The 25,645-nt window shown below is 72.5% G+C and carries 23 protein-coding genes; 12 read left to right on the forward strand and 11 right to left on the reverse strand.

Going from position 1 to position 25,645, the window contains the following annotated elements; genetic code table 11:
- Positions 1 to 59: 59 nt before the first annotated feature.
- Both ACIGDI_RS05790 and xylB read right to left on the reverse strand, forming a co-directional pair.
- Positions 60 to 1,268 (reverse strand): ROK family protein, encoded by a 1,209-nt coding sequence (locus ACIGDI_RS05790; protein WP_399890991.1) that lies wholly within the window; start codon positions 1,266 to 1,268, stop codon positions 60 to 62.
- A 10-nt stretch (positions 1,269 to 1,278) separates the two neighbouring features.
- Positions 1,279 to 2,721 carry a xylulokinase gene (xylB, locus tag ACIGDI_RS05795; protein ID WP_399890994.1) on the reverse strand — a complete coding sequence of 481 codons (1,443 nt, stop codon included), beginning with the start codon at positions 2,719 to 2,721 and terminating at the stop codon, positions 1,279 to 1,281.
- 153 nt (positions 2,722 to 2,874) lie between these two features.
- On the opposite strand from xylB, the gene xylA reads away from it, so the two are divergent.
- On the forward strand, positions 2,875 to 4,041 hold the full coding sequence (gene xylA, locus ACIGDI_RS05800; protein WP_399890997.1) for a xylose isomerase: 1,167 nt from the start codon (positions 2,875 to 2,877) through the stop codon (positions 4,039 to 4,041).
- A gap of 201 nt (positions 4,042 to 4,242) precedes the next feature.
- Positions 4,243 to 4,671: a hypothetical protein gene (locus ACIGDI_RS05805; RefSeq protein WP_399891000.1), complete on the forward strand. Its 429-nt coding sequence runs from the start codon at positions 4,243 to 4,245 to the stop codon at positions 4,669 to 4,671.
- 116 nt (positions 4,672 to 4,787) lie between these two features.
- Here the strand turns inward: ACIGDI_RS05805 and ACIGDI_RS05810 are convergent, their stop codons facing one another.
- Positions 4,788 to 6,089 (reverse strand): SWF or SNF family helicase, encoded by a 1,302-nt coding sequence (locus tag ACIGDI_RS05810; protein ID WP_399891003.1) that lies wholly within the window; start codon positions 6,087 to 6,089, stop codon positions 4,788 to 4,790.
- Complete coding sequence (locus ACIGDI_RS05815; protein ID WP_399891006.1) at positions 6,086 to 8,950, reverse strand: SNF2-related protein; 2,865 nt, start codon at positions 8,948 to 8,950, stop codon at positions 6,086 to 6,088. The genes ACIGDI_RS05810 and ACIGDI_RS05815 overlap by 4 nt, the downstream gene beginning before the upstream one ends.
- A 246-nt stretch (positions 8,951 to 9,196) precedes the next feature.
- Here ACIGDI_RS05815 and ACIGDI_RS05820 point away from each other — a divergent pair, with 246 nt between their 5' ends.
- Both ACIGDI_RS05820 and ACIGDI_RS05825 read left to right on the forward strand, forming a co-directional pair.
- The gene (locus ACIGDI_RS05820; RefSeq protein ID WP_399891009.1) at positions 9,197 to 10,261 is read left to right on the forward strand and encodes an acyl-CoA desaturase; all 1,065 of its coding nucleotides are present in this window, start codon (positions 9,197 to 9,199) and stop codon (positions 10,259 to 10,261) included.
- Between the two features lie 126 nt (positions 10,262 to 10,387).
- Positions 10,388 to 10,570 (forward strand): hypothetical protein, encoded by a 183-nt coding sequence (locus ACIGDI_RS05825; protein WP_200699304.1) that lies wholly within the window; start codon positions 10,388 to 10,390, stop codon positions 10,568 to 10,570.
- A 4-nt stretch (positions 10,571 to 10,574) separates the two neighbouring features.
- Here ACIGDI_RS05825 and ACIGDI_RS05830 read toward each other — a convergent pair whose 3' ends face one another.
- The 3 genes from ACIGDI_RS05830 to ACIGDI_RS05840 form a co-directional block, all read right to left on the reverse strand.
- On the reverse strand, positions 10,575 to 11,966 hold the full coding sequence (locus ACIGDI_RS05830) for a tannase/feruloyl esterase family alpha/beta hydrolase (protein ID WP_399891012.1): 1,392 nt from the start codon (positions 11,964 to 11,966) through the stop codon (positions 10,575 to 10,577).
- Between the two features lie 162 nt (positions 11,967 to 12,128).
- A complete protein-coding gene (locus tag ACIGDI_RS05835; RefSeq protein ID WP_399891015.1) occupies positions 12,129 to 13,022 on the reverse strand; it encodes a hypothetical protein in 894 nt (297 codons plus the stop codon).
- Between the two features lie 135 nt (positions 13,023 to 13,157).
- The gene (locus ACIGDI_RS05840) at positions 13,158 to 13,454 is read right to left on the reverse strand and encodes a hypothetical protein (RefSeq protein ID WP_399892944.1); all 297 of its coding nucleotides are present in this window, start codon (positions 13,452 to 13,454) and stop codon (positions 13,158 to 13,160) included.
- A 98-nt stretch (positions 13,455 to 13,552) separates the two neighbouring features.
- Here ACIGDI_RS05840 and ACIGDI_RS05845 point away from each other — a divergent pair, with 98 nt between their 5' ends.
- The gene (locus ACIGDI_RS05845; protein ID WP_399891018.1) at positions 13,553 to 14,449 is read left to right on the forward strand and encodes an oxygenase MpaB family protein; all 897 of its coding nucleotides are present in this window, start codon (positions 13,553 to 13,555) and stop codon (positions 14,447 to 14,449) included.
- A 6-nt stretch (positions 14,450 to 14,455) separates the two neighbouring features.
- On the opposite strand, the gene ACIGDI_RS05850 is transcribed toward ACIGDI_RS05845, so the two are convergent.
- Entirely contained in the window at positions 14,456 to 15,055 is a 600-nt protein-coding gene (locus ACIGDI_RS05850; protein WP_399891020.1) for a class I SAM-dependent methyltransferase, read from the reverse strand.
- Between the two features lie 152 nt (positions 15,056 to 15,207).
- Between ACIGDI_RS05850 and ACIGDI_RS05855 the strand changes: the two genes are divergently transcribed.
- The 5 genes from ACIGDI_RS05855 to ACIGDI_RS05875 all read left to right on the forward strand — a co-directional run bounded on the left by ACIGDI_RS05855 (position 15,208) and on the right by ACIGDI_RS05875 (position 20,154).
- On the forward strand, positions 15,208 to 15,981 hold the full coding sequence (locus ACIGDI_RS05855; RefSeq protein WP_399891022.1) for an MHYT domain-containing protein: 774 nt from the start codon (positions 15,208 to 15,210) through the stop codon (positions 15,979 to 15,981).
- A gap of 53 nt (positions 15,982 to 16,034) precedes the next feature.
- Positions 16,035 to 18,557 (forward strand): nitrate- and nitrite sensing domain-containing protein, encoded by a 2,523-nt coding sequence (locus ACIGDI_RS05860; protein ID WP_399891025.1) that lies wholly within the window; start codon positions 16,035 to 16,037, stop codon positions 18,555 to 18,557.
- Complete coding sequence (locus ACIGDI_RS05865; RefSeq protein WP_200699311.1) at positions 18,554 to 18,991, forward strand: roadblock/LC7 domain-containing protein; 438 nt, start codon at positions 18,554 to 18,556, stop codon at positions 18,989 to 18,991. Before ACIGDI_RS05860 ends, ACIGDI_RS05865 begins: the two co-directional genes overlap by 4 nt.
- Before the next feature lie 22 nt (positions 18,992 to 19,013).
- Positions 19,014 to 19,427: a DUF742 domain-containing protein gene (locus tag ACIGDI_RS05870; RefSeq protein WP_390629720.1), complete on the forward strand. Its 414-nt coding sequence runs from the start codon at positions 19,014 to 19,016 to the stop codon at positions 19,425 to 19,427.
- Between the two features lie 103 nt (positions 19,428 to 19,530).
- Positions 19,531 to 20,154 carry an ATP/GTP-binding protein gene (locus ACIGDI_RS05875; RefSeq protein WP_200699313.1) on the forward strand — a complete coding sequence of 208 codons (624 nt, stop codon included), beginning with the start codon at positions 19,531 to 19,533 and terminating at the stop codon, positions 20,152 to 20,154.
- A 23-nt stretch (positions 20,155 to 20,177) separates the two neighbouring features.
- Here ACIGDI_RS05875 and ACIGDI_RS05880 read toward each other — a convergent pair whose 3' ends face one another.
- On the reverse strand, positions 20,178 to 20,606 hold the full coding sequence (locus ACIGDI_RS05880; protein WP_399891029.1) for a PPOX class F420-dependent oxidoreductase: 429 nt from the start codon (positions 20,604 to 20,606) through the stop codon (positions 20,178 to 20,180).
- A 94-nt stretch (positions 20,607 to 20,700) separates the two neighbouring features.
- Here ACIGDI_RS05880 and ACIGDI_RS05885 point away from each other — a divergent pair, with 94 nt between their 5' ends.
- Together ACIGDI_RS05885 and ACIGDI_RS05890 are read left to right on the forward strand one after the other, a co-directional pair.
- Positions 20,701 to 21,114, forward strand: coding sequence for a roadblock/LC7 domain-containing protein (locus ACIGDI_RS05885; protein ID WP_200699315.1), 414 nt, complete (start codon positions 20,701 to 20,703; stop codon positions 21,112 to 21,114).
- A 126-nt stretch (positions 21,115 to 21,240) separates the two neighbouring features.
- Complete coding sequence (locus tag ACIGDI_RS05890; RefSeq protein WP_399891032.1) at positions 21,241 to 22,233, forward strand: DUF6397 family protein; 993 nt, start codon at positions 21,241 to 21,243, stop codon at positions 22,231 to 22,233.
- Here the strand turns inward: ACIGDI_RS05890 and ACIGDI_RS05895 are convergent.
- Both ACIGDI_RS05895 and ACIGDI_RS05900 read right to left on the reverse strand, forming a co-directional pair.
- The gene (locus ACIGDI_RS05895) at positions 22,170 to 23,036 is read right to left on the reverse strand and encodes an acyl-CoA thioesterase II (RefSeq protein WP_200699317.1); all 867 of its coding nucleotides are present in this window, start codon (positions 23,034 to 23,036) and stop codon (positions 22,170 to 22,172) included. The two genes, ACIGDI_RS05890 and ACIGDI_RS05895, sit on opposite strands and share 64 nt — an antisense overlap.
- A gap of 19 nt (positions 23,037 to 23,055) precedes the next feature.
- Positions 23,056 to 25,569 carry a DEAD/DEAH box helicase gene (locus ACIGDI_RS05900; RefSeq protein WP_399891035.1) on the reverse strand — a complete coding sequence of 838 codons (2,514 nt, stop codon included), beginning with the start codon at positions 25,567 to 25,569 and terminating at the stop codon, positions 23,056 to 23,058.
- Positions 25,570 to 25,645: the final 76 nt, after the last annotated feature.

The raw sequence follows: 25,645 nt of genomic DNA on the forward strand, positions 1-25,645 counted from the left end.
TGGATCGGGCCGCCCGGGAGGGGGCGCCCGGGCACGCCGGCCAGGCAGCGCGACCGGGGTCAGCCTCGCTCCGCGACCGCCGCCGGATCGTCGAGGACCGCCCGTACCACCGAGTGCGCGGCGCCCAGGAGCGGTCCCTCGGAACCGAGACCCGACACCGTCACCGGGCAGGCGGGGCCGGCGGTGCGCCGGGCCAACTCGGCCTCCAGCGACGGCAGCAGCCACGGCGCGAGCCCGGCCAGCGCGCCGCCCAGCACCACGGCCTCGGGATCCAGCAGGTTGACCGCGCCCGTGAGCGCTATGCCGAGCGCCTCACCGGCGTCGTGCAGGGCCCGCCGCACGTCGGCGTCACCGTCGGCGGCCCGGTTCGCCAGCAGGCCGACGCGGTCCTCGCCCGGTTCCAGTCCCGCCGCCCGCAGCACCGCCTCCTCACCGGCGTACTGCTCCAGACATCCCCGGCCGCCGCAGGGGCAGGACGGCCCTTCCGGACGCACGGGCACGTGTCCGAGCTCGCCCGCGAACCCACGGGTCCCGCGCAGCAGCCCGCCGGCCACGACGACCGCGGCGCCGATACCGATCTCCGCGGACACGTGCAGGAAGTCGCGCGGTGTGCCCTCGCCGAGCCAGAGTTCGGCGAGGGCGCCGAAGTTGGCCTCGTTGCCGACGGTCAGGGGCCAGTCGGTCGGCAGCAGTGCGCCGAGGTCGGTGTCGTGCCAGTCCAGGTTGGGGGCGCGGACGACGGTGCGGGCGTCGCGGGCCACCAGGCCCGGCACGGCGACCGCGAGCCCCGCGGGCCACAGTCCCTCGCCGTGCGCCTCGGCGACGACGCGGTGCACCAGTTCGGTGAGTTCCCCGATCACCGGCTCGGGGGAGCGGCCGCGGTTCGCGCCGTGCCGGACGGCCTTCGCCCGCACCTGTCCGCGCAGATCGACCGCGCACACCGCGAGGTGGTCGACGCCGACCTCGGCGCCGATCCCGGCAGGGCCGTGTCCGCTGACGGCGAGTGCCGAGCCGGGGCGGCCCACCCGGCCGGGCCGCTCGGGGCCCAGCTCGTCGAGCAGGCCGGAGCGTATGAGCTCGTCGACGAGGCTCGACACCGCCGCCCGGGTCAGTCCGATGCGGGAGGCGACAGCGGCACGGGAGAGCGGGCCCTCGGCGCTGACGGTGTGCATCACCCGGGCCAGGTTGCGGCGGCGCATGCCCTGCTGGGTGTCCGGCAGCGCTCGCCCGGGCCCGGCCGGGTGTGCCTCGTGCAGCGGTGCGGTCATGCCCCCGTCCTCAGCGGTTCTCGGTGCTCCGCTCCAGCAGCGGGGCCGCGTCGGAGAGTACCCCGGCGATCCTTTCCAGCGTCTCGTCGTCCCGCTCCACGGCATCCAGCACCGGCCCGGCGGCCGTGTTCCAGCGCCGGGCGACCGCGGCCGGATCCTCGCCGGTCAGCAACCCCGCCGCCTGCGCCGCCGCGCCGAGCGCGACCAGTTCCCTGGCCTCGGGCACCTGCACCGCCCGGCCCGACAGCCGTCGTACGGTCTCCTGCCAGGCCCGGCCGCGGGCGCCGCCGCCGATCAGCAGCAGCGGCACGGAGCGGTCCGCGTCCGCGTCGAGGACGAGGTCGAGCGCGCCGAGCAGGGAGTGCACGGCGCCGTCGTAGGCGGCCTGCAGGAGCTGACCGGCGGTCGTGTCGTGGCGCAGGCCGTGCAGCAGCCCCGACGCTCCGGGCAGGTTCGGGGTGCGCTCGCCGTCCAGGTAGGGCAGCAGGGTGACACCGGTGGGTTCCACGGCCTCGCGGTCGAGGCCCAGCAGGGCGGCGACGCGGTCGACGGCGAGGGTGCAGTTCAGGGTGCAGGCCAGCGGCAGCCAGTCGCCGTGGGCGTCGGCGAAGCCCGCGACGGTGCCGGTGGGGTCGGCCGGGCGGCGCCTGGAGACGGCGTACACGGTGCCAGAGGTGCCGAGGCTGAGTACGGGGGCGCCGGGCCGCAGGCCGAGGCCCAGCGCGGCGGCCGCGTTGTCGCCCGTCCCCGGCGCGACCAGGGTGCCCTTGGAGAACGGCAGGTCATGGCTGTCGCGCACGGTGCCCGCCACCTCGCCCGGCCGCACCACGCGGGGCAGCATGGCGGGGTCCAGGCCCACGTGCGCGAGGGTCTCCTCGTCGTAGGCCTCCGTCCCGGATGCCCACCAGCCCGTGCCCGAGGCGTCGCCGCGGTCGGTGGTGCCCTGTCCCGTCAGGCGCTCGGTGAGGTAGTCGTGGGGTAGGCGCACCGCCCGGGTGGCGCGGACCGCCTCCGGCTCGTTCTCGGCCAGCCACGCCCACTTGGTGACCGTGAAGGACGGCCCGGGGACGCTGCCGGTTCGCTCCGCCCAGGCCTTCGGGCCGCCCAGCTCCTCGATCAGGCGGCGGGCCTGCGGCGCCGAGCGCACGTCGTTCCACAGCAGGGCCGGGCGCACCGGTTCGCCCCGCTCGTCCAGCGTGACCAGGCCGTGCTGCTGACCGCCGATCGAAATGGCGGCCGCCTCGTGCGCCGCGTCGCCGCACTGGCGCAGGGCCTCGCACAGGGCGTCCCACCACTGGCGCGGGTCGCTCTCGCGGCCGGCCCCGGAGGAGACCGTGTGCGGCGCCTGTCCGCTCGCGACGACCTGACCGGTGGCCGCGTCGACGACGAGCGCCTTGGTGGACTGGGTGGACGTGTCCACGCCGACGACGAGCGGTCCCTCGGCTGCTGACATCGGGCTCTCCCTCTCCCGCGGCTCAGCGGGATGTTTCGTGACAGACCCCCTGGACTCTTCCCAGGGCTGCGTCCGCATACTAATTTGTAAACGGCCATGACGAAATAGTTCGCCATAGTCCGCACGACAGTCTGCGAAGCAAGGAGCCGCGGCATGAGCTACCAGCCCACCCCCGAGGACAGGTTCACCTTCGGCCTGTGGACCGTCGGCTGGCAGGGAAGGGACCCGTTCGGCGACGCCACGCGGCGTGCCCTCGACCCGGTCGAGACGGTGCAGCGCCTGAGCGAGCTCGGCGCCTACGGCGTCACTTTCCACGACGACGACCTGATCCCCTTCGGATCCTCCGACAGCGAGCGCGAGTCGCACATCAAGCGCTTCCGCCAGGCCCTCGACACGACCGGCATGACCGTGCCGATGGCCACCACCAACCTCTTCACGCACCCGGTCTTCAAGGACGGCGCGTTCACCGCGAACGACCGCGAGGTGCGCCGCTACGCCCTGCGCAAGACCATCCGCAACATCGACCTCGCGGTCGAGCTGGGCGCGAAGACCTACGTCGCCTGGGGCGGACGCGAGGGCGCCGAGTCCGGCGCCGCCAAGGACGTCAGGGTCGCCCTGGACCGCATGAAGGAGGCCTTCGACCTCCTCGGCGAGTACGTCACCTCCCAGGGCTACGACCTGAAGTTCGCCATCGAGCCCAAGCCGAACGAGCCGCGCGGCGACATCCTGCTCCCCACGGTCGGCCACGCCCTCGCCTTCATCGAGCGCCTGGAGCGCCCCGAGATGTACGGCGTCAACCCGGAGGTCGGCCACGAGCAGATGGCCGGGCTGAACTTCCCGCACGGCATCGCGCAGGCCCTGTGGGCGGGCAAGCTGTTCCACATCGACCTCAACGGCCAGTCCGGCATCAAGTACGACCAGGACCTGCGCTTCGGCGCCGGCGACCTGCGTGCCGCGTTCTGGCTGGTCGACCTCCTGGAGAGCGCCGGCTACGACGGCCCGCGCCACTTCGACTTCAAGCCGCCGCGGACCGAGGACCTCGACGGCGTGTGGGCGTCGGCGGCGGGCTGCATGCGCAACTACCTGATCCTCAAGGAGCGCGCCGCCGCCTTCCGCGCCGACCCCGAGGTGCAGGAGGCCCTGCACGCCTCGCGGCTGGACCAGCTCGCCCAGCGGACCGCGGAGGACGGCCTGGAGGCGCTGCTGGCCGACCGCAGCGCCTTCGAGGACTTCGACCCCGAGGTGATCGCCGCGCGCGGGATGGCCTTCGAGCGGCTCGACCAGCTGGCGATGGACCACCTGCTGGGGGCGCGCGGCTGAGCACTCACGCGCGTGCACGTCCTTGCGCACGCGCGCGTGCCCGCCGAACGGCGCACACGCGTGCGTGCGCTGCCGGAACGCGTGCGTTTGTGAACGGGTTCCGCACGGAAAGCGCCGGAATCGTAGGGTCCACGGAATGGGGCCGTATCAAGTTCCGTGCGGGGCTCGCGCGTTGTCCGGTCCGAGGCGACTCTGGACGGTATGGCCATGCCGCCGGTACCGCCTCGCCCGCCCGGACCGCCGGGTGACACGCCGCCTCCGGGCGGCGGCTTCGGACCGCCCTCCTACGACGACCGGCCGCCGGGCCCCCCACCGCCGGAGGGCCCGGACCGGCCGCCGGGGCCCGGAAAGCGGCGAAGCCCGCTCTTCGTCGTCCTGGTGGCGCTCGCCGCGATCGCGGCCGTCGCCGTCATCGTGCTCATGGCGACGTCCCGGCACGACGGCTCATCCGACAAGAAGTCGCCGCCCCGCAGCAGCACCGGTACCGGCGGCTCGCCGTCCCCGTCCCTCGGCCTCCCGACGAAGCTGCCCAGCGAACTGCCGTCGAAGCTGCCCAGCCGACTGCCGAGCGAGATTCCGAGCGGCATCGAGTCGCTGATTCCGTCTTTGGGCGGCCTTGAACTGCCATGACGTCCGGTCCGGTCGCACGCCGCGACCGTCCGGTCCGGTCGCGCACGCGACCTCGTGCGGGGCGGTTCCTGGCAGGTTGCCGTGCGCCAGGACCCGGGACCGGAAGGCACCGTCCATCAGCCGTCGCCGTCCACGGCAGCCGCCTCCAGTGAGGCCAGCGCTGTCGCCGGGTCCCGGGACGCCCCACCGGCGGGTACCCAGCACCCGCGCTCCTCGCGATACGGCCACCAACGCCCATCCCGCCCCAGCCGCAACTGGACCGGCGCACCCACGACCGTCCACCTGTTGCCGGCCGACCGCAACGACGGCCGTTCCTCGTCCTCCCACGCCCCCTCAAGGGCGGCACGCGCGCGAGTGAGCGTTTCGCCCGAGACGGTCCATTCCTCCTCCAGTACGGCGAGCGCTGCCGCACCTCCGAGTTCCCACGCGCGCGCGGCCCGCGCCAGCCCCTCGCGGTCCCGTCCCGAGCCCTCGGCCAGCCGGTCCGCCACGGCCTCCAGGGGCCCGCCCAGAGCCAGCCGCACCGCGTCCTCCGCGATCGTCAACTCCTCGGCGGAACCGGCCTGGTCCGGTCCGGCGTGCAGAGCCTCGGCGAGCAGCCGGTGCGCTTCCGCGGCCGTCCGGGCGGCCAGGTACCGCAGCGCGTCCGGATCGACGCCCGCGGCAGGCGGGGTCTCGGTGTCGAGCGCCGGCGGTGTCCCGGGCTCCGCCGGCAGGTCCGGCAGGGCGGGCAGCGACGGCAGGATGCCGCCGACCGCATACGCCTCCGCGGCGTCCACACCCGCGTCCGCGGATGTGTCCACGGCTTCCATGCCCGCGTCTGAGGATGCCCCCGCGGCGGGTGAGGCACTGCGGGCCTGGAGGTCGGCCAGCAGCGCCCGTTCACCCCGTCCCCGCATCAGCAGCAGGACCAGGGGGTCCTGGTCCAGCAGCCGTGCCACCTGGTAGCACAGGGCCGCGGTGTGCCCGCAGTGGTCCCAGGCGCCGCAGTCGCACTGCGCCTCCAGGTCGCCCATGGCCGGCAGCAGTTCCACACCGGCTGCCGCCGCGTCCTCCACCAGGTGCGGAGGCATGTCGCGATCCAGGAGGGCCGCCACATGTCCGGCCCGCTCGACCGTCATGTCCAGCAGGCGGTTCCACTGCTCGCCGTCGAGTTCCGGCAGCAGCACGTCGGCCCGGCGTGCGCTGCGGTCGCGGTCCTGCACCACGGCCGTGATGCGCCCCGGCCGGACGGACACCGCGCCCACGGCTCCCGCGCGGGCGAGCCTGCGCCCGGCCTTGAGCTGAGCCGAGTCCAGTGCCGCGTCCTCCAGCGCCTTCAGCCAGGCCCGGCCCCACCACGTGTGCGCGAACGCCCGCCCGGGCGCGGGCGGCAGCGGCGCGAACGTGCGCTCGGTGTCCGCGTCGTACCGGCTCATCGTGTACCCCCTCGCAGCTCGACCAGATCGGCCAGCTCGGCATCGGTCAGCTCGGTCAGGGCGCCCTCGCCGGAGCCCAGTACCGCCTCCGCGAGCTTCTGCTTGCGGGCCAGCATCTCGGCGATGCGGTCCTCGACGGTTCCCTCCGCGATCAGCCGGTGCACCTGGACGTGCCGGTTCTGGCCGATCCGGTACGCCCGGTCGGTGGCCTGGGCCTCGACGGCCGGGTTCCACCAGCGGTCGTAGTGCACGACGTGCTCGGCGCGCGTGAGGTTCAGGCCGGTGCCCGCGGCCTTCAACGACAGCAGGAAGACGGGCACTTCGCCGTCCTGGAACCGCCGCACCATCGTCTCCCGGCCGGCGACGGGCGTGCCGCCGTGCAAGAGCTGAGACGGCACTCCGCGTCCCGTCAGATGCCGCTCCAACAGGCGTGCCATGCGCACGTACTGGGTGAAGACCAGAACGCTCGCCCCCTCGGAGAGGATCGTGTCGAGCAGTTCGTCCAGCAGTTCCAGCTTCCCGGAGCGCCCGTCGGTCTTCGGCAGCTCCTCCTTGAGGAACTGCGCCGGATGGTTGCAGATCTGCTTCAGCCCCGTCAGCAGCTTCACGATCAGTCCGCGCCTCGCCATGCTGTCGGCGCCGGAGATCTCCGCCAGAGTCTCGCGCACCACCGCCTCGTAGAGCGCGGCTTGTTCCTCGGTGAGGGACACGGCGCGGTCCGTCTCGGTCTTCGGCGGCAGCTCGGGCGCGATTCCCGGGTCCGACTTGCGCCGCCGCAGCAGGAACGGCCGTACCAGCCGCGAGAGCCGCTCGGCGGCGGCCGGGTCCCCGCCGTTTTCGACTGCCCGTGCATACCGGCTGCGGAAGGTGCCGAGCCGGCCCAGCAGCCCCGGGGTCGTCCAGTCGAGAATCGCCCACAGCTCCGACAGGTTGTTCTCCACCGGGGTGCCGGTGAGCGCCACACGTGCGCGTGCGCCGATGGAACGCAGTTGTCGCGCCGTCGCCGAGTACGGGTTCTTCACGTGCTGTGCCTCGTCCGCCACCACCATGTCCCAGGGCACCTCCCCGAGCCGGTGGGCGTCCAGGCGCAGCGTGCCGTACGTGGTCAGCACGAACTCGCCGTCGTCCACGCCCTCCAGGCCTCGGCCGGGTCCGTGGAAACGACGCACGCGCGTGCCGGGTGCGAACCGCTCGATCTCCCGCTGCCAGTTGCCCATCAGCGACGTCGGACACACCACGAGGGTGGGACCGGCCGTCGACGTCTCGCCCTGCCGGTGCAGATGCAGGGCGATCAGCGTGATCGTCTTGCCGAGCCCCATGTCGTCCGCGAGACAGCAGCCAAGGCCCAGGGATGTCGTCCGCGCCAGCCAACTCAGGCCCCGCAACTGGTAGTCCCGCAGCGTGGCCGCGAGCGCGGCGGGCTGCCCGACGGGCTCGTGCGCCTCGGGATCCGCAAGCCGCTCGCGCAGGGCTTCCAGCCAGCCTGTGGGGTGTACGGCGACCAGATGGCCGTCGACCTCGGTGGAGCCCGTCAGGGCGGCGCCGAGGGCGTCGACGGGCGCGATCCGCCGAGCCTGCCGCGCTCGGGCCCGTTGGACCTCCCCGGGGTCGACCAGGACCCACTGGTCGTGCAGCCGCACGACGGGGCGCTTGGCCTCGGCGAGCAGGTCCAACTCCTCCCGGGTCAGCCGTCGGTCGCCCATCGCGAAACGCCAGTCGAAGGCGAGCAGCGCGTCGGCGGACAGCGACGGCGGCGCGTCCGACTCGTCCCGGTGGGCCGTGGCCTCTTCCTCCGGCGGACCGATCACCGCGCCGACGGTCAGCCCGCGGGCCGCCTCCTTCGGCCAGTGCACGTCGACTCCGGCCGCGGTGAGCGCCCGGGCGCCCTCGGAGAGGAGCTCGGTGATCTCCTCGTCGGCGAGCTCGACCGCGTCCGGCACGCTCGCCGCCAGCAGCGGCGCGAGGGGCGGCCAGGCCCGGGCCGCCCGCCGCAACGCCAAGAGGGTGTCCACACGCGCGCGCGGGCCGAAGCCCTTGGCGGTGTCCGCGGCGGCGTCCCACATGTCGGCGGCATCCGCCACGAGCTCCGGATCGTTCACTCCGTGCACCTGGGGCACCGCCCGGAAGGTCACCGCCGCGTCGTCCGGGGCCGGGACCGCGAGGCCGGTCACCTCGATCCGCAACGACAGCCGTACCCCGGCGTCGTGACCCGAGGCGACATCGGTGGCCCAGTCCCGCAGTTCCGGCATGCGCCGCGCTTCGCGCGCCGCGTAGGCGGGCACGCCCGTCACCAGGGGTGCCGCGGGGGAGCGCGGCAAGGTGTCGGCGACCGCGTCGAGGAAGGCGCTCAGCAACCGTTCCGGGTCCGGCAGACGCCAGGGTTCGGTGCCGTTCAAGGGCGTGGCGTGCGCCTCCGGCGGCATCGCGGCGGCCAGTCGGCGCACGCGCTCGGCATCCTCCGGGGACAGCGGACCGACGCGCCAGGCGTCGTGGTCGCCGGGCGACAGGCCGGGCAGCAGCAGTCCACGTGCCACCAGATGCAGGGCGAGCACGGCAGCGGCGCCCCAGAACACCGTCGCCCGGGGCCCGTTCGCGTCCGCACCCGCGCGCGTGAGGATCGGTAGTGCCGCCCGCACCGGCAGCACGGCAGCGGGCACGTCGACCCGTTCGAGACCGTCTTCGCCGGGCAGGACGACGCCCACCTCCCGGGCCGTTCCGGCCTTCACGCAGGGAGGCGTGGCGCCGTCGGGCCGCCAGAAGGCGACCGTGCCGTCGCGCGCCGGGTCGCCGGGCAGGAAGACAGCGCGGCAGCGGGCCAGTTCGTGGATCTCGGACGGTGTGGCCAGAGGGATCCTCTGCACGGCGATACCGCACTCCTCAAATTTGACTACCGAGGTCGGGAGGGTCGAGGGTACAGCAATCCGGCAGAAGATCCGCCGCTGTCGCCGCCCGCAGGAATTCCTCACCCCCAGGGGTGCTGCCAACCCCCCTGCGCGCCACGGGCTGGCACCCGGCCGTACACGGGTGATGGCGCCATGGTCGCCGAGCGTCGCCGGTCCGTACGTTTCCTCAGGTCAGCCCGTTGCCCGAAGAGCCGGAGACCGGACATGCCCGAGCCCGTCACAGCCGTCGCCGAACCGATGATCCCCACCGCGCGCGCCGCCCCGCCCTCCGCAAGCGAGTTCGCGCCTCTGCTGCGCACGGTCAAGGGCCAGGGCCTCCTGGAGCGGCGCCACACCTGGTACGCACTGGGCATCGCCGTCAACGCACTCGCCCTCGCGTGCGTCGTCACCGGAGTCGTCCTCGTCGGCGACTCCTGGTGGTCCCTCCTCCTGGCCCCGCCCCTGGCGGTCTTCTGCGCACGCACCGCGTTCATAGGCCACGACGCCGGACACTCCCAGATCACCGTCGACAGGACCCGCGCCCGGATCATCGGCCTGATCCACGGCAACCTGCTCCTGGGGATGAGCTACGCCTGGTGGAACGACAAGCACAACCGCCACCACGCCAACCCCAACCACATCGACAAGGACCCGGACGTCGTCGCCGACGTCCTGGTCTTCACCCCCGCACAGGCGGCACACCGGTCGGGCTTCCGCCGGTGGCTCACCCGCAACCAGGCCTGGCTCTTCTTCCCGCTCACCCTCCTCGAAGGCGTCGCCCTGAAGATCCACGGCTTCAAGGACCTGCGCCGACAGCCCCTCCGGGAGCGTGTGGTCGAAGGCAGCCTGCTGGTGACGCACGTCGCCGCGTACGCGACGCTGCTGCTCACCTCCCTGTCGCCGGGCAAGGCGCTCGCGTTCGCCGCCCTGCACCACGCGCTGTTCGGCCTGCACCTGGGACTGGCCTTCGCCCCGAACCACAAGGGCATGGAGATGCCGGACCCGGCCGGCGAGCGGTGGGGACATCTGCGTCGGCAGGTCCTCACCTCGCGCAACATCCGCGGCGGAGTGCTGACCGACTGGTTTCTCGGCGGCCTCAACTACCAGATCGAGCATCACCTCTTCCCCAGCATGCCCCGCCCCCATCTCCGACTCGCCCAGCCCCTGGTGCGCGCGCACTGCGAGGAGTTGGGTATCCCCTACGCGGAGACCGGGCTCGTCGACTCCTACCGGCAGGCCCTGCTGCATCTGCACGAAGTGGGGGAGCCCCTACGGCCGGCACGGTCATAAAGGGCTCTCAGGGACGAGTCGGGGTCACGACTCAGGGTCGTCTCAGGGTCGCGGCCCGGAACCGTGGGGAGCCCGGGCCCGTTTTCAGGACAGAGAGCGGCAGTGGCCGCGAAGGAGGCGACGCACATGTCGAGGAACGCGAAGATCGCCATAGGAGGTGTGGCGCTCGGGCTCTTCCTGTGGATCTGGCTGCCCTTCTGGGCGGTGGTCCTGATAGTCATCGGAATCCCGACGGCCGCATACCTCACGCTGGACCCCTCACAGCGGCGCAGGCTGCGCCGCATCAACCGCAAGGAGCTGGGCCGCTGAGGCGCTACCGCGACGAGGCACCCGGATCGGCAAGCGCGCACGAGTCGACCACATCGCCGCCCGAGGGCCGTGCGACGGTGTGGTCGGCGGGCGGTCGCGTGCCCCTCTCCACCCAGGAGACCAGCGCGTCGAACGCCGACCGGTAGCAGGGCAGGATGGGCCGCAGCCGGTCCGGATAGGTGTCGTACAGGCCGTCGACGTGCGTGCCGCCCTGGATCGTGTAGTAGCGGTGCAGCGGGCCACGCCCGCTCGCGCCGACCATGCGCGCGTACACGTCCGAGTCGGCCGCCTTCGGCAGCAGGGCGTCGAGGTCGCCGTGCAGCGTGATCAGCGGCCTGCCGATCCGGCCGGTCAGCGACACACGGGCCACCGCCCGGTGCACGGCGGCGGGGCGAGCCGCGTAGTCGTACGTGGCGTCGGAGGCGCAGGGCGCCAGGATCTGGTCCGCGGTGCTTCCGGCGGACGGGCCGGGGCAGCCGGAGTCGTAACCGGGGTCGAACTCGGCACGGTAGATCTTCTGCGTGACTCCCCAGTAGGCCTTCTCGTGATACGGCCACAGGAACTCGGAGCCGCGCGCGAAACCGACCGAGTACATGTCCTCGTCCCGTGCCGAGCCCAGCGTCCGGGCCACCGCGGTGGGCAGCGAGGTGAGCAGGTTGGGCCCGTCCGGGGTCCACAGCGCGCCCTCCCAGTCCACGCCGCCGTCGTACAGCTCCGGATGGTTCTCCAGCTGCCACCGGGTCAGATAGCCGCCGTTGGAGATTCCCGTCATGTACGTGCGCCGCGGGGCGTGCCCGTACCGCTGTGCCACCGCGCGCTTGGCCGCCCGGGTGAGCTGCGTGGTGCGCGCGTTCCATTCGGCGATCGCGTCACCTGGGCGGGTTCCGTCCCGGTAGAAGTCCGCGCCGCTGTTGCCCTTGTCGGTCGCCGCGTAGGCGTAGCCCTCGGCCAGCACCTGGTCGGAGATCGCCTTGTCCGTCGCGTACTGCCGGCGCGTGCCGGGTGCGCCGGTGACCACCAGGCCGCCGTTCCAGTGGTCCGGCAGCCGGATCACGAACTGGGCGTCGTGCGCCCAGCCGTGGGTGGCGTTGAAGTGGGAGGAGTCCGGGAAGTACCCGTCGATCTGCAGCCCGGGCACCCCTGACGGAGTGCGCGTGCCGGCGGCCGTGAGCCCAGCCTGATCGGCCGAGTCGGTGTACTGCGTCCCGGCCAGCCCGGTCGTGGTCAGGTCGGGCAGACACGCGCCGCGCTGCAGGGCCGCGCCCGGTACGCGCACCCGCTCCTGCCCGGCGCAGTGCCCCCCGCCCACTGCCGCGGCCGACGCGTGAGTCGGCCAGGCGAGGGCTGCCGCCAGCAACGTGGCGGCAGCGAGCGGAACACCGCGGATGGGACGCATGACGGCCTCCTGAGGCAGCGCTGAACGAACGGCGCCCGAGGGAGACGGGCGTCGAGAGCTGCCTCATGGTGCGGTCCGGCGTTCAGAGCATCCATGGGTCGGGACCCCATGGAAAGAGGCCGCCATATGGGGGAGGAGCACAGGCGGCGCGAGGTCGCCGGCTCAGCTCGGGCGCACGGCCATCTTGTCCAGGGCCTCCAGCAGCCCCGGCAGCTCCGGCCCCCGGCCCACCGGCAGCACCTCGCCGGGTTCCGCGTCGAGCAGCACGAACGCGATGTCGTCGGTCCGGGCCACCAGCGACCAGCCGGGACCGTCGGCGCGCAGGGTGCGCGCGTCGCCCGGGGCGAACGAGGAGCGGACGCGGCCGAGCGGCGGCGGCGACTCGACGTACGCGCGCGCCTCGGCGAGCACACGCCGAATCCCGTTGTGCCCCTTGGGCTTCACCTGCCGACTGTCGGCACCCGGCTCACCGGCCTTGTCCGAGTCGGCCTGACCGGCCTCCTCGGCGTCCTGCGAGTCGTCACCGGCCGCCGAGGCACCGTCCGGGTTCGCGAAGGCGCCGTCGTCGATCTGCTCCCGCCACAGGGCCCACTGGAGCGCTATCTCGTCGGCGCCCAGCCGCCGCTGGGCCGGACCCCAGATGGTCGTGTCCGGCGGTGCCAGCGGAGGACGCTCCGCGATCTCGGGATCGGGGTCGTGCGGCTCGGGCACGCCGGGCGCCGCGACTGCGACCGCGAGGGGCCAGCCCGGCAGAGCGGCCACGACCGAACGCTCGTCGGGCGACAGGTCGTACTCCATGCCGCAGTCCCACGACGCGATGGCGACGGCGACCAGCGACACGTCGTCGACCACGACGGTCCACCGCGCGCCGTCCCCGTCCTGGCCGATCACCAGGCCGTATCCGTCGGCGAGCGGCGCGAGGCCGAGCGCCGCGCAGGCCTCCGGATAGTCGTCGCCCAGCACGCTCGGAAACTTCGCCGGCGTCAGCAGCACCGCCGTGAGCACATAGAGCGCGTCGTCCGCGGCGGCGACGGCGCCCTCGTCCGTCCCGGCCATCCCAGCCTCCCCATCGTTCGTCCAACGGCGCGCACCCTAATGCGCGCGGAAGGCGCTTGTCACGACTCGCAAGCACACCCGGAGCTGCAGTTTTCCGGGTGGACGGGGCGAATCGACCTTCGGCCGGTCCGCGCGTCAGGCCGCCGGAAGCCCGAGCAGGGTGCGGGCCACGGCCCGCGGGGACTCGTCACGCTCGCGCGCCAGCGCGATCACCGCACGGCAGGCCAGCTCGTTGACCCCGAAGGACAGCGCCTCCGGGGACACCCAGCCCGCCGCCTCGTCGATCCGCTCCTGGTCGTCCTCGGCGCACGCCGAGACATACGCGGCAGCGGCTTCGAAAAGATTGTGTGTACGTTTGTCCCGGCCCTCGCTCATCCCCGCCCGCGCGGCGGTGAGGAATCTGGCACCGGACTTGCGCAGCCTGCCCCACATGCTGATCACTTCCCCCTGTTTCGTTGCCCTGACACATCGTCCATCTCCTGCTACTCAACGTAGAGTTGGAGTCCCGGCGGCAGAAGGGGGAGGACGCGGTGAAGCGCTTCGCGCGGCTCGAGGAGATCCGGCGGATGGACCCGTACCGGGACGCATCCGAGATCTACCGTCTCAGCTCGGCCTACGAGTTTCCGTGGGACTACACCCGCGCGCTCGAGCTGGCCCTGTACCGGACGTACGCGGTGCCCTCCATCGGCCGGCTGCTCGCCGAGACCGCGGAGCTGACCGGGCGCGCGCAGAAGCGATACGACGACACCACGCTGCTCCTCGACGCCGTCGTGGAGCACGGCTTCCACAGCGCGGAGGGCCGCACGGCGGTCCGCCGGATCAACCGGATGCACCGCAGTTACGACATCGGCAACGACGACATGCGCTACGTCCTGTGCACGTTCGTGGTGATGCCCAAGCGGTGGATCGACGCCTACGGCTGGCGCAGGCTCTCCCGGCACGAGATCGTGGCCACGGCCGAGCACTACCGTACCCTCGGCCGCCACATGGGCATCCAGGACATCCCCGGGTCCTACGAGGAGTTCGAAGCGCTTCTCGACGCCTACGAGGAGGCCAACTTCGCGTGGGACGCGGGCGCGCGGCGGGTCTCCGACGCCACGCTCGACCTGATGGCCTCCTGGTATCCGCGCCCGCTGTCCCCCGTCCTGCGTGCCTCCACTCTCGCCCTGCTCGACGACCGTCTCCTGCGGGCCTTCCGCTACTCGCCGCCGAGCCCCGCCACGCGCGCGCTGGTGCGCCGTGGGGTACGCGCGCGTGGACGCTTCGTCCGCCTGATGCCGCCCCGACGGACACCGCACCACGCGCGGCAGAACTGGGAGGTCAAGGGCTACCCGGACGGCTACAGCCTGGAGCGGCTGGGCACCTGGCCGGTCCCGGGCGTGCGGGGCTGCCCCGTGCGGCACCTGGACGTGTCGGCCGGCGAGTGAGCCGGTCTACCCCTCCCGCACGGCCAGCGCGAGGAACCGGGCGTCCTCGTCGACGTACGACGTCATCCGCCACCCCGAACCGGCCAGCAGCGGCCGGAGGTTGGACTCCGCGCGCAGGTCGTCCGGAGTGATCCGGCGGCCCTGGCGCGCGGCGAGCGCCGCCCGGCCGATGGGGTGGAAGAGGGCGAGCACTCCGCCGGGACGCACGACCCTGGCCAACTCCCGCAGATCGTCTGCCGGCCGGGGCAGGTGCGCGATCAGTCCGGCGGCGAACACCGCGTCCAGCGACCGCGACCGCAGCGGCAGCGCGGCCACGTCGGCCAGCAGCAGCTGCCCGTCACGGTCCCTGCCCGCCCGTACGGCCGCCTGGAGCATGGCCGGGGTCAGATCGGCCCCGACGACCACTCCCGTGGCCCCCACGGCGCCACGCAGGGGCGTCAGGGCCCGCCCGGTGCCGCAGCCCGCGTCGAGCACCCGGTCTCCCTCGCGCAGCCCGAGGTCGGCGACCGCGGAGGCGTAGGCGGGGCCGTCGTCGGGGAACCGGCTGTCCCAGTCGGCGGCGCGGGCGCCGAAGAACTCCTGCACGTGTGTGTGGTCGTCGCTCATGTTCCGCATGATCCCTCACCGACACGGATGACGCCCCGGTGCGCATGTTCGGGCGTGACGCGGTCTTTCAGGCGCACCCCTGCGTCAGATTGCAACACCTTTCGAAATGCGCCCCCTTCGTGCGCCTGTGCTCCCACTAGCGTCCCGGGGCCATGGGACACCTGGACCACGCCACCTTCGGCTGGCTGACCCCCGTACTGTCGTACGTGATGGCCTGTATAGGCGCCGCCCTCGGGCTGCGCTGCACGGTCCGCGCCCTCGGCGCCACCGGACGCTCGCGCCGCAACTGGCTCCTCACCGCCGCCTCCGCCATCGGCACCGGCATCTGGACCATGCACTTCGTCGCCATGCTCGGCTTCGGCGTCAGCGGCACCGACATCCGCTACGACGTGCCGCTGACCATCGTGAGCCTGCTCGTCGCCATGCTCGTCGTCTGCGGCGGGGTCTTCGCCGTCGGCTACAGCAAGGACCGCACCCGGGCCCTCCTCCTGGGCGGACTCGCCACCGGCATCGGCGTGGCGAGCATGCACTACCTGGGCATGGCGGCGGTACGGCTGCACGGCCACGTCGGCTACGATCCCGCCCTCGTCGCGCTCTCCGTGCTGATCGCCGTGGTCGCGGCCACGGCGGCCCTGTGGGCGGGGCTCAACATCAAGTCGCCGGCCGCCGTCACCGTCGCCTCGCTGATCATGGCCGCCGCGGTCACCAGCATGCACTACACCGCGATGTTCGCCGTGCGGGTCCACGTCGTGCCCTCCGGCCGGGCCCTGCCCGGGGCCACGGCGATGCAGTTCATCTTCCCCCTCGCCGTCGGCCTGGGCTCCTACCTGTTCCTGACCTCCGCCTTCGTCGCGCTGTCGCCGACGACCGGGGAGCGCGAGGCATCCGTCTCCGCCCAGCGGCCGGTCGAGAGCGCCGTCCCCTAGGCACGGGTCCGCCCGACGGCACGCATCCCGAACCAGTCCCGAGCGAGGAGTCCATGCGCACACCCCGTAGGACGTCCACCCCCGGCGCCGAGACGCCCCCCGGGTCTCTCCCGCGCGGGCGGCGCGCCCACGCCGGTCCGCCGGCCGACGAGCGCGAGCAGGAGCACGGCGGCACGGCGCCGCGGGAGCAGGCCACGCGCGCGACGCGGCGGCGAATACGCCCGCGCACCATCCGGGCCAGGATCGTCTGCCTGCTGATGGTGCCGGTCGTCTCGCTGCTGGCCCTGTGGGCCTACGCCACCGTCACCACCGCCCAGGACGTGTCCGGGCTGCGGCAGTTGCAACGCGTCCACGAGGAGATCCGCACGCCCGTCGCCGAGGCCGTCGCCGCCCTGCAGGCCGAACGCACCGCCGCGGTGCGCTGCGCCGCCGACCCGTCGCCCCGGCACAGGGACGAGTACCGGCGCCTGGCCTACCGCACCGACCGGGCCGTGGCCAGGCTGCGGCTCGGCGACGACAGCACTGTCGCCGACGCATCCGAGCTCCCCCCGGGCGTGGCCCGACGCCTCAAGACATTCGTCAGCGGCGCCGGACAGCTGACCTCCCTGCGCACCGCCGTACTGGACCACGGCACCGACTGGACCCGGGCGTACGGGGGTTACACGGGGACCATCGCCACCGCGTTCGGAGTGGAAGGCGCGCTCGGCGGCGTCCGGGACGCCGATCTCGGCACCGACGCGCGCGTGCTGCTCGAGTTCTCCCGCGCGGGTGAGGCCCTGGCCCAGGAGGACGCGGTACTGGCCGGTGCGGACCGCGTCGACGGTCTCGGCGGCGAGGGCCTGAGACTGTTCACGGGCGCGGTGGACACCCGCCGGACCCTGACGGCGATCGCCGTCGCCGACCTGAACGGCACCGAGCGCGACACCTGGCACGACCTCGCCCGCAGCAGCGCCTACGGGGCCGTGGGCAACGCCGAGGACCGCGTCCTGGCCGGCACCCCGGGCCCGCTGAGGGCCACGGCGTCGCAGGACACCTGGAACAGCGCGCACGCACGCGTGCAGGCAGGCATGCGCGCCATCGAGGCCGACGCCGGACGCGAAGTCGCCGGCCGGGCCGATCCGTTCACCCGGGGCCTGCTCACCCCGGCCGGCGCCGCCGTCCTCCTGGGCCTCGCCGCTGTGGCCGCCTCGCTCGTCATCTCCGTGCGCATCGGCCGCGGCCTCGTCGTCGAGCTGGTGAGCCTGCGCAACAGCGCCCTGGAGATCGCCCGGCGCAGCCTCCCCGAGGCGATGCGGAAGCTGCGCGCCGGCGAGGAGATCGACATCCGCTCCGAGGCCCCGCACGGGCCTCCGGCCGAGGACGAGGCCGGACAGGTCGCCGAGGCCCTCGGCATCGTGCACCGCGCCGCCCTGCGGGCCGCCGTCGAGCGCGCCGAACTCGCCAGCGGCATCTCGGGCGTCTTCGTCAACCTCGCCCGCCGCAGCCAGGTCCTCGTCCACCGCCAGCTGACCCTGCTCGACAGCATGGAACGCCGCTCCGACGACCCGAACGAACTGAGCGACCTCTTCCGCCTCGACCACCTCACCACCCGGATGCGGCGGCACGCCGAAAGCCTGATCATCCTCTCCGGGGCTGCGCCCGGCCGCGCCTGGCGCATGCCGGTGTCGCTGACCAACGTGGTGCGCGCGGCCGTGTCCGAGGTCGAGGACTACGCGCGCGTGGAGGTACGACAGCTTCCCGAGGCGTCCGTGGTGGGCGCGGCCGTCGCCGACCTCACCCACCTGCTGGCCGAACTCGTCGAGAACGCCGCCCAGTTCTCGCCTCCGCACACGCGTGTGCGCATCACGGGAGAACCCGTCGGCAACGGCTACGCCCTGGAGGTCGAGGACCGCGGCCTGGGCATGGGCAAGGAGACCCTCGCCGAGGCCAACCGGCGCATCGCCCAGTCCGAGGCGCTCGACCTCTTCGACAGCGACCGGCTCGGCCTCTTCGTGGTCAGCAGGCTCGCGGCCCGCCACGGCGTCAAGGTGCAACTGAGCACCTCCCCCTACGGCGGCACCACCGCGGTCGTCCTCCTGCCGACCACCCTCCTGCACGCCGAAGCGGCGGAACGTTCCCCCGCCAAGGCAGCCGACCCGCAGCGGCCGATGGAACGCGACTACGCGCGCGTGCCCGGCGCGGCCCCGCCCATGGAGTCCGTCCACGCCCTCGCCGACCGGCCGGCGCTGTCGGCACCGGCAGCGCCGGCGCCGGAACCGGCGTCCGATCCTCCACCCCCGGGAGTGACCACCTTGCGCCTGCACCGTCCCGAGGACGACGTCGAAGCATCGGACGACCTGCCCCGCCGGGTGCGCCAGGCGAGCCTCGCCCCCCAACTGCGCGGGCATCGCGCCGAGGAACCGGCTCAGCGGCCCTCCGGCCCCCGCGCAGACGAACAGCGCACCCCGGAGGTCGTACGGGAACGCATGGCGGCCTACCGCGACGGCTGGGCGCGCGGCGGTGGCAGGCAACCGGGCCGCGGTGGCGGCCCGGATCACACAGCGGGCAGCGACAGCAGCGAAGGAGATCGCGCATGATCCAGGATCCGAGCACGAGGGCCGCCCAGCGGGGTGGTGAACTCGACTGGCTGCTGGACGACTTGGTGCTGCGCGTGGCCGAGGTGCGGCACGCCGTGGTGCTGTCCAACGACGGACTCGCCGTAGGCGCGTCCACCGATCTGCGCCGTGAGGACGCCGAACACCTCGCCGCCGTCGCCTCCGGCTTCCACAGCCTGGCCAAGGGCGCGGGCCGGCACTTCGGGGCCGGCGGCGTGCGCCAGACCATGGTGGAGATGGACGACGCCTTCCTGTTCGTGGCCGCCGCGGGCGACGGCTCCTGCCTGGCCGTGCTGACCGCGGTCACCGCCGACATCGGCCTGGTCGCCTACGAGATGGCGCGCCTGGTCAAACGCGTCGGCGAGCACCTGTACACGGCGCCGCGCGCCGCCTCGCGGCCGCCCGCCGCCCGATGAGACGCGAGGGCGGTCCTCGCACATGAACACCGACACGACCGGCGTCCCGGGGCAGCCGGGGAGTCAGTGGTACGACGGCGAGGCCGGGCCGCTCGTGCGGCCGTACGCCATGACGGGCGGGCGGACCCGGCCGGGGCCGACCGGCGTCCGCTTCGACCTGATCGCCCTGGTCACCCTTGACCCCGGCGCACCGGGCGTGGCGGACGACGCCGCGCTCGGCCCGGAACACCGGACCCTGATCGCCCTGTGCCGCACGGAGACGCAGTCGGTGGCCGAACTCGCCGCGGGCGCCGACCTGCCCGTGGGCGTGGTCCGGGTACTCCTCGGTGACCTGCTGGAGTTCGGCCGCGTCACCGTCAGCCGACCCGTACCGCCCGCCCAGCTTCCCGACGAACGGATTCTGCGCGAAGTGATCGAAGGTCTGCGGGCGCTGTAGACGAACGCCGACAACCACCCCGGCCCACAGCCTCGAAGGGCGAGGCGCTCGTGAAGACGCGCAGGGACGCCCACCGTTTCCGTACACCCGAGAGAAGTGATCGATGATCTCCGAGCACCCCGAGCAGTCCGAGCACTCCGACGCCCAGGGCGGCGACACGGCCGCGCTCGCGCTGAAGATACTGGTCGCCGGCGGGTTCGGCGTGGGCAAGACCACCCTGGTGGGCGCGGTCAGCGAGATCAAGCCGCTGCGCACCGAGGAACTGCTCAGCGAGGCCGGTCAGTCGGTGGACGACACCGGCGGTGTGGACCAGAAGGTCACGACGACCGTCGCCATGGACTTCGGCCGCATCACCATCCGCTCCGGCCTGTCCCTCTACCTCTTCGGCACACCGGGTCAGGACCGCTTCTGGTTCCTGTGGGACGAGTTGGCGCAAGGGGCGCTGGGCGCCGTGGTCCTCGCCGACACCCGCAGGCTCGACGACTGCTTCCCCGCGGTCGACTACTTCGAGCACCGGCACATTCCCTTCGTGGTGGCCGTCAACTGCTTCACGGGCGCCCGCGAGTACTCGGCCCAGGAGGTCTCACGCGCCCTCGACCTGGACCGGGGCACGCCGGTGGTGCTCTGCGACGCCCGGGACCGGGACTCGGGGAAGGAGGTGCTGATCCGGCTCGTCGAGTACGCCGGGCGGATGCACACCGCCCGGCTGCTCGACTCGGTCGGCTGAGGCCCCGCGCCCCCGGTGGACGGTCAGCCGGAGACGGCCTTCTCCGCCAGCACCTTGTCGACCGCCATCCGCACGAGGAGTTCGCCGGGTACGCCGTTGCGGGCCCCGAACTCCTCCGCCCGCTCCTCACCCATGTACCGGGCCCCGATGCGGGTGGCCCAGAAGCGCAGTTCCTCCGGGTCCTCCGAGATCCGGGCCCGGCCCTGCAGCACGACGTAGTCGTACGGCGGCCGGTCGTCGTCCACGCACAGCGCGGCACGCCCGTCGCGGGCCAGATTCCGGCCCTTCACGCTGGTCTTCGCGGTGTTGAACACGACGTCGTCCCCGTCCAGTACGAACCAGATCGGCGTCACGTGCGGGCTCCCGTCGGCCCGGACGGTCGAGAGTTTCGCGGTGCGGGTGCCGTACGAGACGAATGCCCGCCATTCCTCATCGGTCATCTTCTGTGCCATGCACCCATCCTCCTTGCTCGTGGGCCTGGTGTGGGGAAGGCTGACGGGCAGATCCTCCGGCCAGGGGGAGTCGTGACACGGGGAGCTTTCGACCATGGTGCAGAACCAGACACTCGGCTGGCTGCTGGACGATCTGACCGAGCGGGTGGAGCAGGTGCGGCACGCCCTGATCCTGTCCAACGACGGACTGGTCACCGGCGCCAGTACGGGCCTCCGGCGGGAGGACGCCGAGCATCTCGCCGCCGTCTCGTCCGGACTGCACAGCCTGGCCAAGGGCTCGGGACGCCACTTCGGCGCGGGCGGAGTGCGTCAGACGATGGTGGAGTTCGACGACGCCGTGCTGTTCGTCACCGCGGCCGGCTCCGGCAGCTGTCTGTGCGTGCTCAGCGCGGCGGAGGCCGACATCGGGCAGATCGCCTACGAGATGACCCTGCTCGTCAACCGGGTCGGCGAGCACCTCGACATCGAGGCCCGCCAGCCCGACCCGACCTCGCCAAAAGACTTCTGACCTGCAGGTTTTTCCTCTCCCGTGGAGTTATCCACAGGCCGCCACAAGATCCGCCGAAACGGCTACGGTTTTTTTCCGAGGCCGCGCGGACGGCCCGGACCACCGACTCCACGGGGGAGACCAGCCATGTCAGGCAACATCGTCACGCCACCTGCCCGCACGACCTGCACGCCCAGCCGCGCGGCTCGGGAACTGGGCCTGAAACGAGGCGAGTTCGACCTCGCCGTTCATCTCGGACACATCCGGACCGTCCCCGACGAAGGCGGTGGCGGACGGCGCGTCCCACGCGACGAGGTCGACCGGCTGCGTGCCGGGGAGGGCTTTCCCGAGACCCTGCGCAAACGCGTCGAGACCGTGGGCACCAAGGAGGGCGCCGGCCTGCTCGACGTGCCTCTGAGCCGGTTCACGCGGCTGGCCCGGCTCGGTGTCGTCGTGCCGGTCAAGTTCTATCTCAACCGCTATCGAGCCGTGGTCTGGCTCTATCTCGCCGAGGAACTCGAGCAGTTCGCGGCGGACGAGGACAACGCGTCCCTGCTGAGCGGGCGCACACCGCCGGGGCTGCGCGAGCAGCTGAAGGAGGGCCTGGACGTCCGGGCACGCAACTGGCGGGTACGGCACCTGGGCTTCCTGCGGCGGCAGAGCGCCGGCCATCCGTGGGCACAGGCGGCCGCCGTCGCCTCGCTGCTCGATCCGGCCCAGCTCGCGGAGATCGTGCCGGACCCCTACGAGCGCGCTCACCTGAACCGCTTCCTGCCCAAGCCCATGACGTACGGCGCCCCCGAATCGCCCACCGCGCAGGTGGCCGAGCGGATCCTGCGGGCCGGCGACCCCGACGAGATCGCCTGGTACCGCGCCGACCTGGAACAGGCGGTCAGCGAGGCCCGGGCCGCCCAGCCCGCACCCCGCCCCGCGTCCCCACACGCTCCTGCCCACAGGCCGGCCCGACCACAGCGGCCGCCCGCCCCACCCGCCGTGCCGCACCAGCACCAGCCGGGCCGCGGAGAAGCGACGGCCCCGCGGCCTGCTCGGCCGGCTGTGCCGCAGGAACGCGTGAACTACAGCCGGCGGAACAAACCCTCCTGGACCACGGACACCAGCAGCCGGCCCTCCACGTCGTAGATCCGTCCACGGGCCAGGCCCCTGCCGCCGACCGCGACCGGCGACTCCTGGTCGTACAGGAACCACTCGTCGGCGCGGAACGGCCGGTGGAACCACATGGCGTGGTCCAGCGAGGCGATGTCGAAGCTGCGCGGCCCCCACAGGGGCTGGACCGGGATGCGGACGGCGTCCAGGAGGGTCATGTCGCTGGCGTAGGTCAGTGCGCAGGTGTGCACGACCGGGTCGTCGCCGAGCGGCCCGACCGCGCGCATCCATACGGCGCTGCGCGGCTCGGCGTCCTCGACCTCCTCGGGCGTCCAGCGCAACCGGTCCACATAACGGATGTCGAAGGGCTGACGGCGGGCCATCCGCTCCAACTGCTCGGGCAGCGCGCCGTGATGCTCACGGATCTCCTGGGTGACCGTCGGCAGGGACTCCGGGTCCGGGACCTTGCGGGCCGGCGGCAGCTGGTGCTCGAAGGGCCCTTCCTCAGGTTTGTGAAAGGAGGCGGTGAGATTGAAGATCGTGCGGCCCTGCTGCACGGCGGTGACCCGGCGCGTGGTGAACGACCTGCCGTCCCGCACCCGTTCGACCTGGTACACGATCGGCACACCCGGCCGGCCCGGACGCAGGAAGTACGCGTGCAGCGAGTGCACGGGGCGCTCGCCGTCGGTGGTGCGGGCGGCGGCGACGAGCGCCTGGCCCGCGACCTGGCCCCCGAAGACCCGCTGCAGGGACTCGTTCGGGCTCAGGCCACGGAAGATGTTGACCTCGATCTGCTCCAGGTCGAGCAGGTCGACGAGGCTCTCGGCCGGGTTCGTCATGCGGGGGTGGCTCCTTGGCTCACAGCTGACCGACATCGGTGACGCGGACGATCGCACGGCCCTCCGCGTCGGAGGCCGCGAGGTCGACCTCGGCGCTGATGCCCCAGTCGTGGTCGTCGTTCGGGTCGTCGAAGATCTGCCGGACGCGCCAGACGCCCTCCTTGGGCACCTCCTCGATCACCAGCAGCTTGGGGCCGCGGGCGTCCGGACCGGTACCGAGGTCGTCGTACTCGTCCCAGTACTTGTCCATCGCCTCGCCCCACGCCTCGGCGTCCCATCCGTTCTCGCCGTCCAGCTCGCCCAGTTCCTCGACCTGGTCGAGTGCGGCGAGTTCGACCCGGCGGAAGAGGGCGTTGCGGACCAGGACCCGGAAGGCGCGCGCGTTGGCGGTGACCGGCTTGACCTCGTCGGCCTTCTCCTGGGCCTCCTCGGCGGTCATCTCCTCCGGGTTGGCCAGCTGCTCCCACTCGTCCAGCAGGCTGGAGTCGACCTGGCGGACCATCTCGCCGAGCCACTCGATCAGGTCCTGCAGGTCCTCGGACTTCAGGTCGTCCGGGATGTTGTGGTCGAGGGCCTTGTAGGCGCTGGCCAGGTAGCGCAGCACGATGCCCTCGGTGCGGGCCAGCTCGTAGAAGGACACCAGCTCCGTGAAGGACATGGCCCGTTCGTACATGTCGCGGATGACGGACTTCGGCGACAGGGGGTGGTCGCCCACCCACGGGTGGCTCTTGCGGTACGTGTTGTAGGCGTGGAAGAGGAGCTCCTCCAGCGGCTTGGGGTAGGAGATGTCCTGGAGGCGCTCCATGCGCTCCTCGTACTCGACGCCGTCCGCCTTCATCGCCGCCACGGCCTCGCCCTTGGCCTTGTTCAGCTGGGCTACGAGGATCTGCCGGGGGTCGTCCAGCGTCGACTCGACGACGGACACCATGTCCAGGGCGTAGGACGGGGAGTCCGGGTCGAGGAGCTCGAACGCGGCGAGCGCGAACGTGGACAGCGGCTGGTTGAGCGCGAAGTCCTGCTGCAGGTCGACGGTGAGGCGGACGATGCGGCCGGTGGGGTCCGGTTTCTCGAGCTTCTCGACGATGCCGCCGTCCAGCAGCGAGCGGTAGATGGCGATCGCCCGCCGGATGTGCCGCAGCTGCTGCTTGCGCGGCTCGTGGTTGTCCTCCAGCAGGTGCCGCATGGCTTCGAAGGCGTTGCCCGGGCGGGCGATGACCGACAGCAGCATCGTGTGGGTCACCCGGAAACGCGAGGTCAGCGGCTCAGGCTCGGAGGCGATGAGCTTCTCGAAGGTGTTCTCCGTCCACCCGACGAAGCCCTCCGGCGCCTTCTTGCGGACGACCTTCCGCCGCTTCTTGGGGTCGTCACCGGCCTTCGCGAGGGCCTTCTCGTTCTCGATGACGTGCTCGGGTGCCTGCGCGACGACGAAGCCCGCCGTGTCGAAGCCCGCCCGCCCGGCGCGGCCGGCGATCTGGTGGAACTCGCGTGCGCGCAGGGTGCGCACGCGGCTGCCGTCGTACTTGGTCAGGGCCGTGAACAGCACCGTGCGGATGGGGACGTTGACGCCGACGCCCAGCGTGTCCGTGCCGCAGATGACCTTCAGCAGACCGGCCTGGGCGAGCTTCTCCACCAGGCGCCGGTACTTGGGCAGCATGCCGGCGTGGTGGACGCCGATGCCGTGCCGGACGTAGCGGGAGAGGTTGCGGCCGAACTTGGTGGTGAAGCGGAAGTTGCCGATGAGCTCGGCGATCTGCTCCTTCTCCTCCTTCGAGCACATGTTGATGCTCATCAGCGCCTGGGCCCGCTCCACCGCCTGCGCCTGGGTGAAGTGCACGATGTAGACCGGTGCCTGCCTGGTCTCCAGCAGGTCGGTGAGGGTCTCGGTGAGCGGGGTGAGCCGGTACTCGTAGGAGAGGGGGACCGGGCGGGTCGCCGAGCGGACCACGGAGGTGGGGCGGCCGGTGCGGCGCGTGAGGTCCTTCTCGAAGAAGGAGACGTCGCCCAGCGTCGCCGACATCAGGATGAACTGCGCCTGCGGCAGCTCCAGGATCGGGATCTGCCAGGCCCAGCCGCGGTCGCCTTCGGCGTAGAAGTGGAACTCGTCCATGACGACCTGGCCGACGTCGGCGCCCTTGCCGTCGCGCAGCGCGATCGACGCCAGCACCTCCGCGGTGCAGCAGATGACGGGGGCGTCGGCGTTGACGGAGGCGTCGCCGGTCAGCATGCCGACGTTCTCGGTGCCGAAGAGTTTGCACAGTTCGAAGAACTTCTCCGAGACCAGCGCCTTGATCGGCGCCGTGTAGAAGGTGACCTCGTCGCGGGCCAGGGCCGCGAAGTGGGCGCCCGCCGCGATCATGCTCTTGCCGGAGCCGGTGGGCGTCGACACGATCACGTTCGCGCCGGAGACCACCTCGATCAGCGCCTCCTCCTGGTGGGGGTAGAGCGTCAGGCCGCGCTCCTGGGCCCACGACTCGAAGGCTTCGTAGAGAGCGTCGGGGTCGGCGGTGGGCGGCAGCTGATCGATGAGTGTCACGGACCCATCTTGCCTGGCGTCCTCCCGCATCGGGGAATCGGATGCTGCTGCGAAGATCACGAGCAGTACGCTGTGA

Origin of the sequence: Streptomyces sp. NPDC085900 (assembly GCF_044540925.1) — a bacterium.
Taxonomy (GTDB): domain Bacteria; phylum Actinomycetota; class Actinomycetes; order Streptomycetales; family Streptomycetaceae; genus Streptomyces; species Streptomyces gilvifuscus.

Bases quoted from the DNA above. Each gene is read 5' to 3' on its own strand.
- ACIGDI_RS05790 (WP_399890991.1), bottom strand. From the start codon at position 1,268: ATGACCGCACCGCTGCACGAGGCACACCCGGCCGGGCCCGGGCGAGCG.
- xylB (WP_399890994.1), bottom strand. From the start codon at position 2,721: ATGTCAGCAGCCGAGGGACCGCTCGTCGTCGGCGTGGACACGTCCACC.
- xylA (WP_399890997.1), top strand. From the start codon at position 2,875: ATGAGCTACCAGCCCACCCCCGAGGACAGGTTCACCTTCGGCCTGTGG.
- ACIGDI_RS05805 (WP_399891000.1), top strand. From the start codon at position 4,243: ATGGCCATGCCGCCGGTACCGCCTCGCCCGCCCGGACCGCCGGGTGAC.
- ACIGDI_RS05810 (WP_399891003.1), bottom strand. From the start codon at position 6,089: ATGAGCCGGTACGACGCGGACACCGAGCGCACGTTCGCGCCGCTGCCG.
- ACIGDI_RS05820 (WP_399891009.1), top strand. From the start codon at position 9,197: ATGCCCGAGCCCGTCACAGCCGTCGCCGAACCGATGATCCCCACCGCG.
- ACIGDI_RS05825 (WP_200699304.1), top strand. From the start codon at position 10,388: ATGTCGAGGAACGCGAAGATCGCCATAGGAGGTGTGGCGCTCGGGCTC.
- ACIGDI_RS05830 (WP_399891012.1), bottom strand. From the start codon at position 11,966: ATGCGTCCCATCCGCGGTGTTCCGCTCGCTGCCGCCACGTTGCTGGCG.
- ACIGDI_RS05835 (WP_399891015.1), bottom strand. From the start codon at position 13,022: ATGGCCGGGACGGACGAGGGCGCCGTCGCCGCCGCGGACGACGCGCTC.
- ACIGDI_RS05840 (WP_399892944.1), bottom strand. From the start codon at position 13,454: ATGTGGGGCAGGCTGCGCAAGTCCGGTGCCAGATTCCTCACCGCCGCG.
- ACIGDI_RS05850 (WP_399891020.1), bottom strand. From the start codon at position 15,055: ATGAGCGACGACCACACACACGTGCAGGAGTTCTTCGGCGCCCGCGCC.
- ACIGDI_RS05855 (WP_399891022.1), top strand. From the start codon at position 15,208: ATGGGACACCTGGACCACGCCACCTTCGGCTGGCTGACCCCCGTACTG.
- ACIGDI_RS05860 (WP_399891025.1), top strand. From the start codon at position 16,035: ATGCGCACACCCCGTAGGACGTCCACCCCCGGCGCCGAGACGCCCCCC.
- ACIGDI_RS05865 (WP_200699311.1), top strand. From the start codon at position 18,554: ATGATCCAGGATCCGAGCACGAGGGCCGCCCAGCGGGGTGGTGAACTC.
- ACIGDI_RS05870 (WP_390629720.1), top strand. From the start codon at position 19,014: ATGAACACCGACACGACCGGCGTCCCGGGGCAGCCGGGGAGTCAGTGG.
- ACIGDI_RS05875 (WP_200699313.1), top strand. From the start codon at position 19,531: ATGATCTCCGAGCACCCCGAGCAGTCCGAGCACTCCGACGCCCAGGGC.
- ACIGDI_RS05880 (WP_399891029.1), bottom strand. From the start codon at position 20,606: ATGGCACAGAAGATGACCGATGAGGAATGGCGGGCATTCGTCTCGTAC.
- ACIGDI_RS05885 (WP_200699315.1), top strand. From the start codon at position 20,701: ATGGTGCAGAACCAGACACTCGGCTGGCTGCTGGACGATCTGACCGAG.
- ACIGDI_RS05890 (WP_399891032.1), top strand. From the start codon at position 21,241: ATGTCAGGCAACATCGTCACGCCACCTGCCCGCACGACCTGCACGCCC.
- ACIGDI_RS05895 (WP_200699317.1), bottom strand. From the start codon at position 23,036: ATGACGAACCCGGCCGAGAGCCTCGTCGACCTGCTCGACCTGGAGCAG.